The sequence below is a fragment of the Achromobacter maghribensis genome, assembly GCF_057334215.1.
Map to the genome: position 1 here is coordinate 158,960 of NZ_JBHFII010000044.1, position 16,352 is coordinate 175,311.

Annotated in this window: 17 protein-coding genes; 9 read left to right on the top strand and 8 right to left on the bottom strand. The window is 64.8% G+C overall.

Translation table 11 applies throughout. The annotated features are described in order from the left end of the window. Window positions 1–145 precede the first annotated feature (145 nt). Together ACE039_RS18710 and ACE039_RS18715 are read right to left on the bottom strand one after the other, a co-directional pair. The gene (locus ACE039_RS18710; RefSeq protein ID WP_485823020.1) at window positions 146–625 is read right to left on the bottom strand and encodes a nuclear transport factor 2 family protein; all 480 of its coding nucleotides are present in this window, start codon (window positions 623–625) and stop codon (window positions 146–148) included. A 32-nt stretch (window positions 626–657) separates the two neighbouring features. Next, window positions 658–1,248: a TetR/AcrR family transcriptional regulator gene (locus tag ACE039_RS18715; RefSeq protein WP_448710618.1), complete on the bottom strand. Its 591-nt coding sequence runs from the start codon at window positions 1,246–1,248 to the stop codon at window positions 658–660. 396 nt (window positions 1,249–1,644) lie between these two features. Between ACE039_RS18715 and ACE039_RS18720 the strand changes: the two genes are divergently transcribed. Continuing rightward, window positions 1,645–1,797 (top strand): hypothetical protein, encoded by a 153-nt coding sequence (locus ACE039_RS18720; protein ID WP_199196880.1) that lies wholly within the window; start codon window positions 1,645–1,647, stop codon window positions 1,795–1,797. 394 nt (window positions 1,798–2,191) lie between these two features. After that, window positions 2,192–2,854, top strand: coding sequence for a spermine/spermidine synthase domain-containing protein (locus tag ACE039_RS18725; protein WP_485823021.1), 663 nt, complete (start codon window positions 2,192–2,194; stop codon window positions 2,852–2,854). A gap of 22 nt (window positions 2,855–2,876) precedes the next feature. Here the strand turns inward: ACE039_RS18725 and ACE039_RS18730 are convergent, their stop codons facing one another. From ACE039_RS18730 to ACE039_RS18745, 4 genes are all read right to left on the bottom strand, one after another. Then, on the bottom strand, window positions 2,877–3,923 hold the full coding sequence (locus tag ACE039_RS18730; protein ID WP_485823022.1) for a porin: 1,047 nt from the start codon (window positions 3,921–3,923) through the stop codon (window positions 2,877–2,879). A gap of 210 nt (window positions 3,924–4,133) precedes the next feature. Continuing rightward, window positions 4,134–5,684 (bottom strand): sensor domain-containing diguanylate cyclase, encoded by a 1,551-nt coding sequence (locus tag ACE039_RS18735; protein ID WP_448710613.1) that lies wholly within the window; start codon window positions 5,682–5,684, stop codon window positions 4,134–4,136. Window positions 5,685–5,851: 167 nt separating this feature from the next. Beyond that, window positions 5,852–6,931 (bottom strand): site-specific integrase, encoded by a 1,080-nt coding sequence (locus tag ACE039_RS18740; protein WP_485823023.1) that lies wholly within the window; start codon window positions 6,929–6,931, stop codon window positions 5,852–5,854. A gap of 39 nt (window positions 6,932–6,970) precedes the next feature. Next, a complete protein-coding gene (locus ACE039_RS18745; protein ID WP_485823024.1) occupies window positions 6,971–7,393 on the bottom strand; it encodes a MerR family transcriptional regulator in 423 nt (140 codons plus the stop codon). 261 nt (window positions 7,394–7,654) lie between these two features. Here ACE039_RS18745 and ACE039_RS18750 point away from each other — a divergent pair, with 261 nt between their 5' ends. The 7 genes from ACE039_RS18750 to ACE039_RS18780 all read left to right on the top strand — a co-directional run bounded on the left by ACE039_RS18750 (window position 7,655) and on the right by ACE039_RS18780 (window position 15,056). Then, entirely contained in the window at window positions 7,655–8,728 is a 1,074-nt protein-coding gene (locus ACE039_RS18750) for a DNA-binding protein (protein ID WP_485823025.1), read from the top strand. Between the two features lie 432 nt (window positions 8,729–9,160). Next, window positions 9,161–10,285, top strand: coding sequence for an AI-2E family transporter YdiK (gene ydiK, locus ACE039_RS18755; RefSeq protein WP_448710608.1), 1,125 nt, complete (start codon window positions 9,161–9,163; stop codon window positions 10,283–10,285). Window positions 10,286–10,429: 144 nt separating this feature from the next. Then, a complete protein-coding gene (locus tag ACE039_RS18760) occupies window positions 10,430–11,155 on the top strand; it encodes an RNA pseudouridine synthase (RefSeq protein WP_485811564.1) in 726 nt (241 codons plus the stop codon). Between the two features lie 231 nt (window positions 11,156–11,386). Further along, window positions 11,387–12,325 (top strand): S66 peptidase family protein, encoded by a 939-nt coding sequence (locus tag ACE039_RS18765; RefSeq protein WP_485811566.1) that lies wholly within the window; start codon window positions 11,387–11,389, stop codon window positions 12,323–12,325. A gap of 161 nt (window positions 12,326–12,486) precedes the next feature. After that, the gene (locus ACE039_RS18770) at window positions 12,487–12,828 is read left to right on the top strand and encodes a helix-turn-helix transcriptional regulator (RefSeq protein WP_310028608.1); all 342 of its coding nucleotides are present in this window, start codon (window positions 12,487–12,489) and stop codon (window positions 12,826–12,828) included. 12 nt (window positions 12,829–12,840) lie between these two features. After that, window positions 12,841–14,157, top strand: a complete 1,317-nt coding sequence (locus ACE039_RS18775; protein WP_485823026.1) for a type II toxin-antitoxin system HipA family toxin — start codon at window positions 12,841–12,843, stop codon at window positions 14,155–14,157. After that, window positions 14,154–15,056, top strand: coding sequence for a LysR family transcriptional regulator (locus ACE039_RS18780; RefSeq protein ID WP_485823027.1), 903 nt, complete (start codon window positions 14,154–14,156; stop codon window positions 15,054–15,056). The genes ACE039_RS18775 and ACE039_RS18780 overlap by 4 nt, the downstream gene beginning before the upstream one ends. 27 nt (window positions 15,057–15,083) lie before the next feature. On the opposite strand, the gene ACE039_RS18785 is transcribed toward ACE039_RS18780, so the two are convergent. Then, entirely contained in the window at window positions 15,084–15,968 is an 885-nt protein-coding gene (locus tag ACE039_RS18785; protein WP_199196879.1) for an alpha/beta fold hydrolase, read from the bottom strand. After that, window positions 15,965–16,351 carry a hypothetical protein gene (locus tag ACE039_RS18790; protein ID WP_448712536.1) on the bottom strand — a complete coding sequence of 129 codons (387 nt, stop codon included), beginning with the start codon at window positions 16,349–16,351 and terminating at the stop codon, window positions 15,965–15,967. Before ACE039_RS18790 ends, ACE039_RS18785 begins: the two co-directional genes overlap by 4 nt. Window position 16,352 lies beyond the last annotated feature (1 nt).

Consider the following 16,352-nt stretch of genomic DNA (forward strand, 5'->3'; position numbering starts at 1 on the left):
CGTGCCAACCAAGCCGACGTACTGTCGCCATTGAGCGCGACCGAGCAGGAGCAATTAAGCCGCCTGCTCGGCAAGCTGTTGAAGGCCTACGAGTAGTTGTTGACGGCCTGGCAATAAGATGCGACGCGCCTGGCGCGGCGATGGCCTACAAGCCTAACTCCGACAAACCCGGGTGATCGTCGGGGCGTCGGCCCAACGGCCAGTGGAACTTGCGGTCGGCTTCCTTGATGGGCAGGTCGTTGATGCAGGCATAGCGGTTCACCATCAGGCCGTCTTCGCCAAATTCCCAGTTTTCGTTGCCGTAGGAGCGGAACCAATTGCCCGAGTCGTCGTGCCATTCATAGGCGTAGCGCACGGCGATGCGATGGTCCGTGTAGGCCCAAAGTTCCTTGATCAGCCGGTAATCCAGCTCCTTGGCCCATTTGCGTGCCAGGAAGGCGCGGGCTTCGTCCCGGTTCTTCACGAATTCGGCGCGGTTGCGCCAATGCGTGTCCAGGCTGTAGGCCAGCGCGACCTTGTCGGGATCGCGGCTGTTCCAGCCATCTTCGGCCAGCCGAACCTTCTGGATAGCGCTTTGGTGGGTGAAGGGCGGCAGGGGCGGACGGACTTCAGGGGTGGACGTCATGGGAAAGGCCTCGTGCGTGGGAAGAAAGCAGTTCAGGGGCGGGCGGCCAGCAGCGCCGCGGCGGCGCGTTCGGCGCTATCGGTGATCGACAGGTCGCCGGTCACGAGGGCAACGGCGATGGCGCCGTCGATCAGCACCAATAGCTGACGCGCCATGTCATCGGGATCAGGCACGCCTGCGGCTTGCGTCAGCGTCAGCACATGGGCCAGCAAACGAGCCTTGTGCAGCCGGGAAACTTCGCGTATCGGATTGGCAGGGTCGCCGATTTCTCCGGCGGCGTTAATGAATGCGCAACCGCGAAATCCTTCCGACGCAAACCACTCCCGCAAGGCGTCGAAGATGGACATCAAGCGCGCATGGGGCGTTGCCGCTTGCGTCGTGGCGGCGATGAACCACTCCATCCAGCGCTCGTCGCGCGCTTGCAGGGCGGCCGCCACCAAGGCTTCCTTGGTGGGGTAGTACTTGTAGAGCCCTTTGCGCGCAACCCCCGAGGTCTTCACGATCAGGTCCATGCCGGTGGCGTTGATGCCGCCTTGATAGATGAGATTCTCGGTGGCCCGGAGCAAGCGGACCTGCGTGTCGTCGAGGCCGGCGGGGGGAAGGGCGCTTGTGCTGGAAGTCATGGATGGAGCCTTTGAGAACGATCATTCTCTATCTGACAGGGCGGATGGTAGAACGATCGTTCTCTGCCGTCAATGTGTTTATCCGCGCTCCGGGTTCACAAGGTCGCCGGGCCGATCTGCTTGCTATTTCTGTCAAAATTATGCTAATATCACTTAATTCGCATAAATAACAACAGCAAAAAACAATAGCTGTGCCGGTCTAGGTAGGCATTAGATAGTGCACTAAGTAGTGCACTACGCAGGTACATAGACAAGTACAGCTACAGCGAACCCTCAGCGTTGCTTTTTCCGAATGCCTTCCCCCGCATCCCCATACGGCATTCGTGGCACGCTTGAATCCCGGCAGGTACTTTGCTTACGCGGGGGAGGCCATGCGCCTCGCACAGGAGAACGCTCATGTCGCATCAACTGATTGGTAAAAAGTGGCGCTTCGAGATTCCGCCCTTGGAGTGGAAAGCCCCCGACGCCAACAAGGAATCCGAAGTCGACGCGGCACCCGCCGACACCGAGGCTTCAGAAGACGCCGATAAGCCGCGTCTATCCGCCTGATCCCTTCCCCTGACGCTTGGCGTCCGGCCTGTACTGCCAGGCTGATTCAATCCTGATTGACCGATTTCGAACGGCGCGCCTGGTGCGCGCCGTTTGATTATGTCGTTCGCTTAACGCCGTTCGCTTGCGCCCCGTCGTGGCGCCGTTCGAACGCGCCGGCCTTTCCCCTTACGCTTTCCCGACCCCGCGCTTTCCGCCGGCATGCCGTATGTCGTATGCGGCATGCCGCATGCTGGCGGCGCTTTGACTGCGCGAGCGGCGGGCGGATGCATTCTTGGGCGGCGGCCGGGCACCCTCAATTTGACCCTGGCGAGTATTCGGAATGCCTGAAAACACATCAAACCATCAACAGGTTAGGCCATTCATCTATGCCACGGCGACGTCGCGGTCGCTCATGTTTTCCCATGCCGAAATCCAGAGCCGCATGTGGACGAAAGACCCGTCTGCGCTGAACCTGGAATACACGCGCCTCATGATGGCGTTCCTGCTCTTCAACCCCGAGCCACGGCGTATTGCGATGGTCGGACTGGGAGGCGGGTCGCTGGCCAAATTCTGCTACCAACAACTGCCGTCCGCCCGCATCGACGTGTTCGAGATCAACCCCCACGTCATTGCGTTGCGGGATTCGTTTCAGGTGCCACGGGACGATCATCGTTTCGCCGTCCTGCAAGGCGATGGCGCGGCATTGATCCAGCAGTACCGGAACGAGTACGACGCCCTGCTGGTGGACGGCTACGACATCAATGGCCTGCCGCGGCAATTGACGGCGGATGCCTTCTACGACGGCTGCTTCAATGCGCTGGCGCCCGACGGCATGATGGTGTGCAACTTCCATGCGTCGAACCCCGGGTACGACGGCTATCTAAGCCGGATCAAACAGCGCTTTGCCGGGTCGGTGCTGGTGGTCAACGACCTTTCACACGCGCACCGCATCGTCTTCGCCTGCCAGGGAGACAGGCTGAAGCACAGCACCGGCCTGCCAAAGCGCCGGCCAGACGCGATGAGTACCGAAATGTGGCTACGGCTGGCGCCCACGTTTTGGCCGATGCTGGTGTAGCGCCCTTGACTGGACGCACGGCCTAGAAGTGATGCCTTATTCCCATCACGGTTTGCAGCATGTGCGACTGCCGCCTGTCCACGCGGTCCACCAGGGCGTAAAGGTTGGTGCGTTTGGACAGGTCGTGCTGATAGCCCAGGCCCCATCCCTTGATGCGCGATGCCGTGGCACGCTGGTAGGCCGCCAGCACGCGGCCGCGACGGTTGACGGGAAGGCTGACCCCGCCCACGAACGTGTTGATGCGGCTGAATCCCGCCGACGGACCCGTGTTGGGATCGCGCAAACGGCCATAGCCCGCGTGCAATTGCATCCAGTCGAAGTCATATATGGCGCCTAGCTGAAGGTTGGCGGCTCGCTTGGCGTTGGGATCCCGGGCGTCCGGGTTCAATCTTTCGTAGGTAAAAGCGGTGGATAGCGGCCCATTCCGATAGCGCAAGCCGGCGGTCCATACGCGGTCTTGGTCGGCGGTGGCGAACCGGTCTTCGTCGTGCGTGGAAAAGCTGTAGCCCAAGCCCGCCTGCCAGCCTTGCAAGACAGGGGTTCGGTAGATCAACGCATTATTGACCCGTCCGCTGGACCCGAAGTCGCCGTCGTTGTAGCCCAGCGTGACAGAGGCCGCGGCGCCGCTCCAGCTGGTGCCGAAAGGCGATGCAATGCCTCCCCAGCTGTCGCTCAGTACCTGTTGGCGGCCCGCGCGCATTTCGCCGAATGGGCCCGCCAAGCCCAGGTAAGCCCATCTGCCGAACAATCGGCCTTGTCCTTGCGTGCCGTCCGAGGCCTGGAACCCGCTCTCCAGCCGGAACACGACGCTGTACCCATTGCCCAGGTCTTCCACGGCGCGCAACCCCCAGCGCGAACCGGAACGCGTGCCGTCTTTCATGGACAGGCGCGAGGATGCGCTGCCGGTGCCAGTGCTAGCGGCCTGGCGCTGGCGCTCGTAGCCCAGCCCCAGGTCGATCAGGCCATAGAGGGTGACGCCGGTGGTGGCTGCCTGCGCCACGGCGCCGCCTGCGGATAGCGCGGCCAAAACCGCGACCAGCGCGCGGCATGTCGTTCTTGCTGCGATCATGAGATTCCCCTTTGAAAGACCAGTGCGCGTCGAGGCGCACAAGAATCCTCGGTGGCCGCCGTGAGAGGCGGGCTGCGCGAGGTAAGGGGAGTCTAGGTGCCCGGCCGCAGGGCCCAAGCGGGAATCAGACGGTTTGACCGTCTAACTGATATTGCGGAGCGCGTACCGCAAGAATTGGCGAATGATGGGTGGCCGCCACAGGCGTGGCCATCATGCGCCGTGCACGACGACGCGGTTTCTGCCTTGTTGTTTGGCGGCATACAGCGCTTCATCCGCCGCTTCGAACACCTGTCCAATGTCCGGGCCGCATGACGGCCATTGCGCCACGCCGGCCGACACCGTAATGCCGCTTACGCCATGCACGGCGCGATCGGCCAGGCGCGCGCGCAGCCGCTCGGCGATCTGGCTGGCTTCCTTGACGCCAACGTTGGGCAGCAGGATCAGAAACTCTTCGCCGCCGTTGCGGCAAAGGATGTCCGAGGGGCGTGAGCAGTCGCGCATCAACTGCGCCATGCCGCGGATGACCTCGTCACCCGTGGCATGGCCGTACGTGTCGTTCACCCGCTTGAAGTGGTCGATATCCAACGCAACGACCGTGAACGGCGTGCCCGAGGCTTGCAGATCCTGGACGGCATCCTGCGTGCCGCGCCGGTTGCGCAGGCCGGTCAACGGGTCGGTGATGCTGGCCAGGTTGAGCTTGCCAATCTTGTCTTGCAGCGCGGTGAAGCTCCAGATCACCGCGCGCTTCAAGCGCTCGGCCTCGAAGTACCAGGCCTTGACCGACTGCACGCGCTGCATCGCCACCGCCACGTCTTGATGCTCGACGTTGGTGGCCAGTTGGGACAAAGGACGCGAGATCAGCCGGGCACACCACCAGATGGCCGCAAGAAACACCAGCGCCAACGGCGTCGCATAGCCGATCAGCGTCCAGATCAGCGCGTTTATCGGTTTCAGGGTGACGTCGGCCGGCCGCTGCGCGATGATGCCCCAGCCGCTGATCGGTTCAGCCGCGTAGCCCGCAAGCATATCCACGCCCTTGGTGTTGACCACGCGCTGCGCGCCGGACCGGCCTTTGGTCACCGCCGCGACCGCCGGATTGCGCATGACGTTTTCGCCCACCCGGCTGGGTTCCACGTGATAGATCAACTGCCCGTCGCCGTCCACCACGAAGAGATACGAGCCGTCTTGATAGTGGTGCTTGCCCAGCAATTCCTGCAAAGCGCTTTCATTGCGCAGATAGATGGAACCGGCGATATAGCCCAAGTAGCGGCCATCGTTGGAATAGATCGGGTGCGACAGGTTGATGAGCATGTTGCCGGCGATCGACACATAGGGCTTGCTGATCACCGGCTGGCGGGCCTGAAGCGCCGCGCGGCTGCCCGGGCTGTCGACCCGCGCGCCCAGGAAGTTCCGGAAGTTGTGCGTCGTGGCCAGAATGACGCCGTCGGCGCCGACAATGCCCACGGAGTTGAAGCTGTCGGTCTGTTCCTGCACGCGCGCGACTTCGGCGGCCAGGACGCCAGGCGCATCGACTTGCGCCGCCATATGTCGCGCGCTGTAGGCCAGCTGCTGCTGCGCCGCCTTCAGGAAGTTGCCGGCGCTTTCGGCCAGCTTGGCCGCATACACGCGGTTCGACTCCAGTGTGTTGGTGATGAGCAGGTCGCGTTGCACGCGATAGCTGGCATACAGAGCGTTGGCCGTCGCAGCGGCGGCACTAAATACGGTAAGCGCAAGCACAAGCCCGCGTAGGTTGATTCGCATGGGTCGGAGCGGACGAGGGATCGGGGCAGGCGCGGCGCCAGGCCGCTGATGGGAAGAGGGAACGGAATGCCGGCAGGCATGGCCGCGTGCGAGTTCCGCTGATTGTAAGCATGACAAAGATCCTTGCGGCGGCCGATTCCAACTTTTACGGCAGCGCGGACACGGATCTATAGGCCGTTTGCGTCGGGCTCGTCCAACAGCCGCGCCGCGGGAGATCGTGCCGCCGCGCCCGCACGGAAATAGCCCATCACGGTGGCCACGCTGGCGTGTCCGGTCATGGCCATCGTGTCGCCCAGCGGTACATTGCGCCGGCCGGCCTCGGTGACGAAACCCGAGCGCAGGCTGTGCGCCGAAAAGTCGCCTTCCAGGCCAGCCAGTCTGCAGCGTTGCCGCACGATGTCGCGCACCGCGGCGGCGGCCAGAGGTTCGCCGATGATGTCGCCGCGACGCACGCGGCGGAAGATCGGGCCCTGGCGGATGCCGCTGGCGGCAAGCCACGCGTCCAGCGCTTGCGCGGCGGATCCGGCGATGGGCTTCTGGTCGTCCGCGCGCGTCACGCCCGCTTGATTGGTCTTGGAATGCGCCAACGTATAAAGAAAGCCTTCGCTCGTGCGCGTCGTGTTTTCAATCGTTGCCCGCACGACTTCCGAGCGGCGGCGGCCGCCGCTTGCCCATGCGAACAGCAGCAAGGCCCGGTCGCGCACGCCCCGCAGGGTGTCGTCGCAGGTGGCCAGCATCGCCTGCAAGGGTTCGCGGGTCAGTGCTTCTTTCTTGGCGGGCGCGACACCCCGCCGGGCATAGGCGCGGCGGGTCTTGGCCAGCAGCTCGCGCACAGGCGCCGCGCGGCAGGGGTTGGCGTGGCCCAGCAGCTCATGCGCCTTCGACAGCACGGACAAGCGTTGCAGCACCGTGTTCAGGCTGGGCGCGCCCAGCTTGCCTTTGGCCTTCAGGCGCACGAGCTCCTGGTCCAGCGCCAGCGGCAATTCCCATTTCAGGCCCTGGTCGGTCGTCCGTTGGACGTGGTCCACGACGAATTGAATTACGGCCGCTTCCGGCACGGGCAACGTGAACGGCTGCCCATAGCGCAGTTCGAACCACGCCGTCCAGTATCGGATGGCCGCGCGGTAACTGGCGGCGGTGTTGGCGGAACTGCCTTCCCGCATCAGGCTGCGGACCGCGGCGTCGGCCTGGGCATCCAGCGCGTGCGGATCCAGCAAGGGCAGCGAGGCGGGCAGGGTCAGCTGCATGAGGGAAGGGCGTGGATACGTGTCATGGGCACCGTGATTTTATGGCAAAGGCGCAGGACTCGACCGGGTTTGCGCTGCCTGTATCAGTGCTTCCAGGATAGGGCAGGAGGGGTGTTGCGCATCGGGATACGCGTTCACCAGGCGTTGCAGCACGCGCTGCGGCGCCTGACCGCCGCGCCACAACGCCAGTAATTGGGCAATCTCGTTTATGCCGAATCCCAGAACATGGGTTCGCCGGATGAAGCGCAGTACGGAGATGTCGTCGGGGGTGTAGCGCCGCCCGGTGGCGCCAGTGCGCTTAGCGCTACCCAGCAAGCCTTGCACGTCGCAATAACGCACCAGCCGTTCCGAGACATCGGCGCGCGCTGTGACCTCTTCGATTGCCCATCGAGGCTCGTTTGTGGCGGGCGCTGGCCGAGCGGGGAAGGAATGTGCCTGCGCGGGGGAAATAGGGTGGTTCATGTGACCTCCTGTCCGTTGAAACCAGCTTGGAGCTTCCGGCCTGCCATGCGGTCAAGGTCAAGCGGTGGCCGATTGGCGAGGGTGCTTTTTGCGCGCCGGTGCCGGCCGTTGCATGCGCCATCGGCGGTTTTCTTATTTCTTACATAAAACATACGTATGCTGTATGATATATTACATATATGAAATTTAACTCACGATAAGGTTCCATTATCGTGACTAATTAGACATCAAGGCGCCAGCCAATTACGGAGCATGCGGGCCATGGCCACAGGAATTACCGAAACCGACGTCTGGACCGCCGCCGACGCGCTGCTGTTGGAAGGCGCCCGGCCCACGATCGAACGGGTGCGCCAGAAGATCGGCCGCGGGTCGCCCAACACCGTCAGCCCGCATCTGGAGACGTGGTTCCGGGCGCTGGGCGCCCGCATCAAAGACCCGGGTGCATTCGCGGCGTCGCCGGCCGTGCCCGACCCGATCGCGCAGGCTGCCGCGCATTTCTGGGAAACCGCGTTGGCCGAGGCGCGCGCCGACCAAGCCGAGGCATATCGGCAGCGGTGGGGCGAACTGGCGCAAGAAGGGGAACGCCTGGCCGCCGATGCCGAGCAGTTGCAGCAACGCGAAATCCAGCTGGCCAACCGGGAAAGGGATCTGCAAGAAAGCCTTAGAGTGGCCACCGCCCAATTGGCGGCCACGGAAGACCGCTTGCGGGCGGCGGAACACCAATTGCGTCAGCGCGACGATCAACTCAAGCAGAACCAGTTGCAACTGGAAGATGCGCGAAGCGCCGTCCAAACGTTGCTGACCGAGGCCGAAAAGCAGCGCAGCCTGCATGCCCAGGCGCTTGAGACGACAGAGACGCGCCATGCCGCGCACGAGCGGCGTTGGCTGAACGAGCTGGATGCAGAGCGTGGGGCGGTAAAGAAGCTACAGGCGCGGCTGGACGAGGCCCAGGCCGCCAACCAGCGGCAAGCGGCGCAATGGCAGACGGCATTGGCCGACGCGCAAGAGGCCAAGCGCGTGGCGGAGCAGGGCGCGCAGACCTTACGCAGCGACGTCGCGGCGATCCAGCAACGGCTGCTTGCCAGTGAGCGGGCGGCGGGCGATGCCTTGGCGGCGGCCCGGCAGCGCGAGGCGGCGCTGGAATCCCGGCTGGGCACGGTGGACGCGCAAGCGGCATCGCTGCTGGGCCAGCTGGAGCAAAAAGACGCGCAACTGGCCGAACTGACGCGCCATTTGATGGCGCTGGCCAACGAAAAAGCCGCCGCTGCGGCCGCCAGCGCGGTCGCGGCGACCGACCAGGCGGCAACTGCCGCACCGGGACAACGGCAGCCCTAACGCCCAGGGTAGACGCCTTGGAAGGGGGTGTTGTCAGGCTCCCCGAAGTTTTCCGAATGGTAGTTGGCGTGATCCCGGGTCGTGCTGTCGCTACGCGGTGGGCTGGAACTGTAAGAAGTGGGCGCGGTGCAGCCGGCTAGCGCCAGGGCCAGCAATATGCCGGCGGTGGGCAAGAGTTTCATGGGGTACCTCCTGAAGATATAGACGCCGTCCGATGGGCGGCGACCGGAGCGTCCGGCGCCATCGCCTTCCAAATTCGGCGGCATCGGTTCGACGAGCAAGCGCCGTGCCCAAGGCATTTCACGACAAGATACAAGTGCGGGTGAATTTCGGATAAATTGCCGAGAATCGCATCGACGCGCATCCCGGGCAGCCGCACACGGGTCGCGATGCGCCATCACGCAGGGCGACCAGCCCTGCCGGGAGCAGCGGGTGAATACACGTCCTACAGTCGATCTTGCCCGAGTCCTGCTTGTCATCGTGATTTTGTCCGCCTTGATGGTGGGCAGCCTTTACATCCTTAGGCCGTTCCTGCCCGGACTGATCTGGGCGACCACGATCGTGGTGGCGACCTGGCCCGTGCTGTTGGCCATCCAGCAGCGGCTTGGCGGCCGCCGCTGGGCGGCAACGGGGGTGATGCTGCTGATCCTGCTGTTCGTGATCGTGCTACCCCTTTATCAGGTGATATCCACCCTGGCCGAACATGGCGGGGCGATCATGGCGGCGGTGAAAAGCCTGCCCGATTACGCGCTGCTGGCGCCGCCAAGCTGGGTGCGCGCCATTCCCTTGGCCGGCCCCCGGGTCGCGCAGGAATGGCAAACCTTGTCCGACGCAGGCGCGGGCGGCCTGCTGGCCCGGCTGGAACCCTATCTGACCATCGCGGCGCACTGGCTGTTGAGCCACGCGGCAATCGTCGGCGTGTTCGTCATGCACATGCTGATCACCATCGTCATTGCCGGCATCCTGTATAGCCAGGGCGAGGCGGCGGCTGATTTCGTCAAGCGTTTCGCGAACCGGCTGGCCGGCCAGCGCGGCGTGGCGGCGGTCCGCCTGGCCGGCGCGGCCATCCGGGCGGTTGCGCTGGGCATCGTGGTGACCGCCGTAGTGCAGTCGGTGCTGGGCGGCGTGGGGCTGTGGATCGCGGGCGTGCCGGCGGCAGGCATCCTGACCGCCTTGATGGTGATGCTGTGCCTGGCGCAATTGGGCCCGTTCCTGCCGATGCTGGGCGGCGTCATCTGGCTGTTCCAGAACGATATGAAGGTGGCCGCTATCCTGCTGCTGATCTGGGCGGTGCTGGTGGCCATGTTGGACAACCTGCTGCGCCCCATGTTGATCAAGCGCGGCGTGAACTTGTCGTTGCTACTGATTCTGTCGGGCGTGCTGGGCGGCATGTTCGCCTTCGGCATCGTCGGGTTGTTCATCGGGCCGGTGATTCTGGCGGTGACGTCGACGCTCGTGAATGCGTGGATCGCCGATGTGCCGCCCCCCGCCGCATCAGCGGAAATTCCGGAGACGGTCGCCGGCAAGCTGCCCGAGCCGCCCCCGGAAAAGGCGTAACATCTGCCTGACGCCGCGGGCACTTTGCCCGCGTTTTGCAACACCCCGGCAATACTTAATGACGATGCACCCATTTGTGCTGGCTGACAGCACGCCTGAATCGCTTTCCCAACCGGCCACGCCCGCATGCCAGGCGGTGGCGCGATGAGTGAAAGCGTAAGACTGGCCAAGCGCTTGGCCACGGAGCAGTCCTGCTCCCGCGGCGATGCCGAACGCTATATCGAAGGCGGCTGGGTCGCCGTCGACGGCAAGACGGTCGAAGAGCCCGGCTTCCGCGTCGCCCCCGGGCAGACGGTCAGCCTGCTGCCCGGCGCCAAGCTTGAAGACATGCGACCCGTGACCGTGCTGGTGCACAAGCCCGAGGGCATGTACGCCGACAACGAACCGGGGTCGGCCCGCGACCTGATCGTGCCCAAGAACCAGATGCCGGGCGACCGGTCCGGCCAGCGTTACCTCAAGCGCATGTTCAACGGCCTGAAGCTTGTCACGCCGCTGGAACGCGCGGCCAGCGGCCTGGTGGTGTACACGCAGGAATATCCGGTGTCACGCAAGCTGGTGGAAGAGGGCAAGCTTGTGGAACAGGAATACGTGGCGCAGGTCACCGGCCAATTAAGCGAAGGCGACCTGGCCCGGTTGCAGCGGGGTCTGGCCTTCGAAGGCCGTCCCGCCATGCCGATGAAGGTCAGCTGGCAGAACGAAACGCACCTGCGCTTTGCGCTGAAGACGCCGCCGCTGGGTTTTATCGAATACGTGTGCGATACCGCGGGCCTGCGGCTGCAAGCGCTGCGCCGCCTCCGCATCGGCCGGCTGCCGATGGCGGGGCTGGCCGTGGGTCAATGGCGCTATCGGCTGGACTACGAACGGTTTTGACGCCACATTCCTGACGCCACATTGACACCACCGACCACGACCATGAACCTGCCCGCCGAGCTTGCGCAGAAGCAGAACCCGGGCCGCCGTGGCTTTCTTAAACAGACGGGCGCGCTGTGCCTGACGGCGCTGGCGCTGAGCGGCTGCGCGACCCGGACGCCGGGCGCCCGCCAGCCGGCAATCGCCACCACGACGCCGCCCGCGCCCGCGCACGGCAAAGGCGCAGCCCCGGTGCCCGCGTTGCGGCCCGGCGCGCGCGTCGCCATCGTGGCGCCGGCGTCCGCTGCTCCTGGCGCCAGCGACGATGCCGCCGAATGGCTGGAGGCCCGCGGCTTTGCCGCCCAGGTCATGCCGGCCAGCCGGACGCGCCTGGATGCGCCGTATGACTATCTGGCGGGCAGCGATGCCGACCGCCTGGCCGACCTGCACGCGGCTTTCGCCGCGCCAGACATTGGCGCGGTGTGGTGCCTGCAAGGCGGCTTCGGATCATGGCGCCTGCTGGACCAATTGGATTACGCGCTGCTGCGCAAGCACGCCAAGCCGTTCATCGGCTATAGCGACATCACCGCGCTGCACCTGGCCATGCAGCGCCATGCCGGTTTCGTCACGTTCCATGGCCCGATGCTGGGGCAGGACTTGCTGGCCGGCAAGCGCCAGCCCACCGAATCGAATCTGCTGGCGATGATCACCGGCCAGATGGCCAACGGGTCCTGGATCGCGCCGCCGCAAGACGCGCTGCCCACCGAATTGGTGCCGGGCGTGGCCAGCGGGCGGCTCATCGGCGGCAACCTGGCGCTGATCGCCGCGTTGACCGGCACGCGCAACGAGATCGATACGCGCGACGCCATCTTGTTCATTGAAGACGTCAACGAAGCCGTGCCGCGCGTTGACCGATTGCTGGGCCAATTAGCGGCCGCCGGCAAGTTCGACGGGGTAAAGGGCGTGCTGGTGGGCACCTTCACCCGCTTGGGCGTGCAGATGGACGACGCGCAGGCGCAAGGGCTGCTGTATCCGCTGATCCTGGATCAGTTCCGGTCGCGGGGGATTCCGGTGCTGGGCGGATGGCCCAGCGGCCATGGTGATCCGAACCTGACGTTGCCGCTGGGTGCGCGCGTCACCCTGGATACCGGCCGGGGCGCGCTGAGATTGGATCAAGCGGTAGTGATCTAGGCGGCGCGCGCTTATTTCACGCCGTTTGCCGCAGTAGTAAGGGAATTTTGATCTATTAATGGATCATTAATTTCGTTTGTGCGCTATTAATAGCGCATTGTTTTCTCCCGGCGTGCACCATTAATCGTGCAAAATCGCCCTTAAAGCCCTATTATCAGGGCATGAAAAAGAAGATAGAACCCAGTTTCGATGCGGCTGACGCGCTGGCGCGGCTGGGGGCCAACGTGCGCACAGCCCGTTTGCGCCGTGCCGAATCGGAAAGCGCACTGGCCGCTCGCCTGGGCGTTTCGCGCGCCACCATTGCGCGGCTGGAACGCGGCGACGGCGGCGTGTCGCTGGCGCTAGCGGTCGAGGCCTTGCTGCAATACGGCTTTGGCGACCAGTTGTTCGCACTGGCGGACCCGGAACAGGATGGCGTGGGCAAACGATTGGACGCCTTGCGGCGGCCGAGCCGGGGCGGCGGAGCGGTGCCGCCGAACCGCATCGATCCCACCAAGCTGTAAGGCGGATCCGCCATGGCGCGCGCCAGGAAACATAAATCCGTCGAAAGCCAGCTGTTCGTCTATGTGGACATCCGCGGCGAGGCGGTCCTGGCCGGCGTGCTGACCCTGGACGACTCGGACGAGAACCATTTTTTTGCCGAGTTCACCTACGTGCAGTCCTATGTGAGCGACCCACGCGCCTTCGCGCTGGACCCGCTGAACCTGCCGCTGATCGATGCCCGGACCACGTTTCGCACGGAAAGCCGCTACGAAACGCTGGGCGCGATCTTCGATGCCGCGCCGGACGCCTGGGGCCGCAACGTCATGCGCGTGGACAAGGCGGGCGCCCGCGTGACGGAAGACGAAGTGCTGCTGCGCGGCCGGGGCATGGGGGGGGGCGCGCTGTTTTTCAGCGCCCGCCAATTGACGCCCAACATGCGCAAGACCTACCGGCTGCCGGAAATCAGCCAGCTGGAATCGCTGGCCGACTTGTTGACCGACATCGACCAGGGCGTGAAGCCCAAGGGGCTGTATCGGGACATTCTGGGCAGTTCGTGGGATATCGGCGGCGCGCGGCCAAAGACCATCGTGCGTGACGAACAGGGCGAGATGTGGATCGCCAAGTTTCCGCGCCAAGGCGATTCGTATGACCGGCAACGGGTCGAATTCGCAAACCTGGAAATGGCCCGGGCCATCGGCTTGACCGTGCCCGAGATTCACCTGACGGAAACCCACCTGGGCGCCGTGCTGCTGACCCGCCGTTTCGACCGGGAACGATTGCCGGCCGAGGGCGGGGCAGAACCCGTCGTGGCGCGCCGCCATTTCCTCAGCGGCGCGTCGTTGATCAGCCCGTCGGCGCAGATCGGCAAGCGCGAGCTGGACAGCGAGCGTGGCAAGGCCACGTATTCGTATGCGCGGCTGGCGGATGTGGTGCGCCGTGTCTCGTCGAACCCGGTGCAGGACCTGAAGGAGCTTTACGCCCGCATGATCTTGAACGTGGCGGTGCATAACACCGATGACCATCTGAAGAACGTGGGGTTCGTGAAGGACGAGGGCGCGGGCACGTACCGGCTGTCGCCGTTGTTCGACGTGGTTACGCAGGAAGGGTCGGCCAGGCACTATCTGCACATCGGCGCGGCTGGGCGCGACAGCACATTCCAGAATTGCCTGACGGAGTACCGGCGATTTGGCCTGCGGTCCGAAGCTGCGGCGCAATCGATACTCGATCGCGTCCGGGACGTGGTGGCCGAACGTGCCGGATTCTATGAGCGCGCGGGCATGCCCCGCGAGGAAATTGCGCGTGTGGAAGCGACGTTGACGGCGTGGCGGCACGGTATATTTCCGGTATGAAAAAGCTGGATATTCCTGCCTTGGAGATCTTCGTCGCGGCCGTCGAAGAAAAGAGCCTGTCCAAAGCGGCCGAACGGGAAAACCTGGTGACATCGGCCGCCAGCAAACGGGTCGCCGAGCTGGAGCGCCACCTGGGCCGCACGCTGCTGCACCGCCACGGCCGCGGTGTCGAACCGACGCCCGCCGGCGCGTTGCTGTACCAGCGAGCCAAGGCCATCCTGCGCAGCGTCCAGCTGACCGAACAGGCGATCAATGGCTATTCCCTGAACGGGCAGGCGAAGATCCGGCTGGCTTCCAACCCGTCGACCATCCTGCAATTTCTGCCCGGTGTGATGGGCCGATTCCTGGCGGGCCGCAGCGATGTCAGCGTGGATCTGCTGGAAGGCCACAGCTACGACATCCCGCGCATGGTGGCCGAGGCCTCGGTCGATATCGGCATCTATCACGCCGATCATCCCGTGCCCGGCGTGGCCTCGTTTCCGTTCCGGCGCGATCGCGGCGGGCTGGTGGTGCCCGTGGGGCATGCCCTGGCAAACCGGACGGAACTGTTCCTGGAAGACGCGCTGGACTACGACCTGCTGGGCTACTTTCCCCGCCATTCGCTGGACCAGTTCCTGGCGTATGCCGGCCAGACGCTGTCGCGGCCGCCCAACGTCAAGCTGCAAGTCTCCAATTTCGAGACCCGGTGCCGGATGATCCGCGAGGGCCTGGGCATTGGCGTGGTGCCCGAAGGTATCGCGCGTCACTACCTGGCGTCGATGGGGCTTGTGCTGTTGCGCTTGCGCGATGACTGGGCCGAGCGCCAGTTCTACGTCTGCGTGCGGGACACGGCGCAACTGGCGCGTCCCGTCGATGAACTGCTGAAAGCGCTGACGGCGCCGGAGTCGCCGGCACCGTAGCCGCGCCGGCGACAGGGCGGGGCGGCGCTATTCGCGCAGGCGCGCTTCGGCCGCCTGCGCCAGCACCGGCCGCAAATAAGCCAGGAACCGATCGGGGTCTTCGCTCATGGGAAAGTGGCCCATGCCTTCCATGATCTGCCAGTGAGATCCTGCGATGCGCCCCGCCAGGAACTCGGTGTCTTGCGGCGTGCAGGAATAGTCGTATTCGCCGGTCAAGAGCCACAGCGGGCAGCGGCGTGTGTCGATCCCGGCCACACGGTCGCGGATGTCTCCGTCGGCGGTGTAGAAATGCAGGTCGCCCTTGAACACGCCCGGGCCGCTCTGCATGTAATGCCACAGCGTTTCCCAACGGTGGTTGTCCGGGCTGCCCGGGCCGACCAGGCCCGATACGATCCCGGCGCAGACTTCGCCGCCGTGCACGTCGGGGCGGTTCAGCCATTCCAGGTCGTAATACGGATCCACGTGGGCGCCCGACTGCAACCCGATGGCGCCGCCGAAGCGGTGCGCATGTTCCAGCGCCAGATGCAGCACGATGCGCCCGCCAATCGAGCACCCCATCACCAGCGGCCTGTCCAGCGCCATCGCGTCGGCCACGGCGATGATGGCCTGCGCATAGTCCTCGGACGTCAGCCGGTAGGTTTCCTGCTGCCAGCCTTCGGGCGGCGACGACTTTCCGTGCCAAGGCAGGTCGAAGGCGATGACGCGAAAGGTTTGCAGGATCCGCGGGTCATTCATCACCGCGCGATACTGGCGCGTATCGGCGCCCGCGGTATGCAGGCACAGCAGCGGGATGCCGCTGCCGGCTTCCTCGACATAGACGCGGTGCGCGCGGCCGCCCAGCGTCAAATGCAGATAGCGCCCGATGATGGGTTCGAACACAGCGGGATGCGGATTCGCTTGTTGCGGATTCACGAGGGCGCTCCTTCGGCGCGCGGGCAGGCCAGCACGTCCTTGAAATACAGCAGATTGGACATCAGGGGATAAAGATCGCCTTCGGCGCGCAGGCGCCGGAATTTCACCAGCGCCATCAGGTCGTGGTAGCCCGGCGAGGGCAGCGGGCGCCAGAACTGCGCCCAGTCTTCGGCCGACGCCCGCAGCGCGAACTGCCAGCGAGGCATCACGAAGGGGCCCTGGCGCACGGCCTGGATACGGCCCGCCGCCACGGTGATCAGGTAGGCGTCCGTGCCGCGCTCCAACAGGAACACGGTGTTCAGGTGGCGGCCCCGCCACACCAGGCGTTCCTGCCGGTTGACGGCGTCGGCCAGGCGGTTAAGGATGAAGTCGTCGTCTTGCATC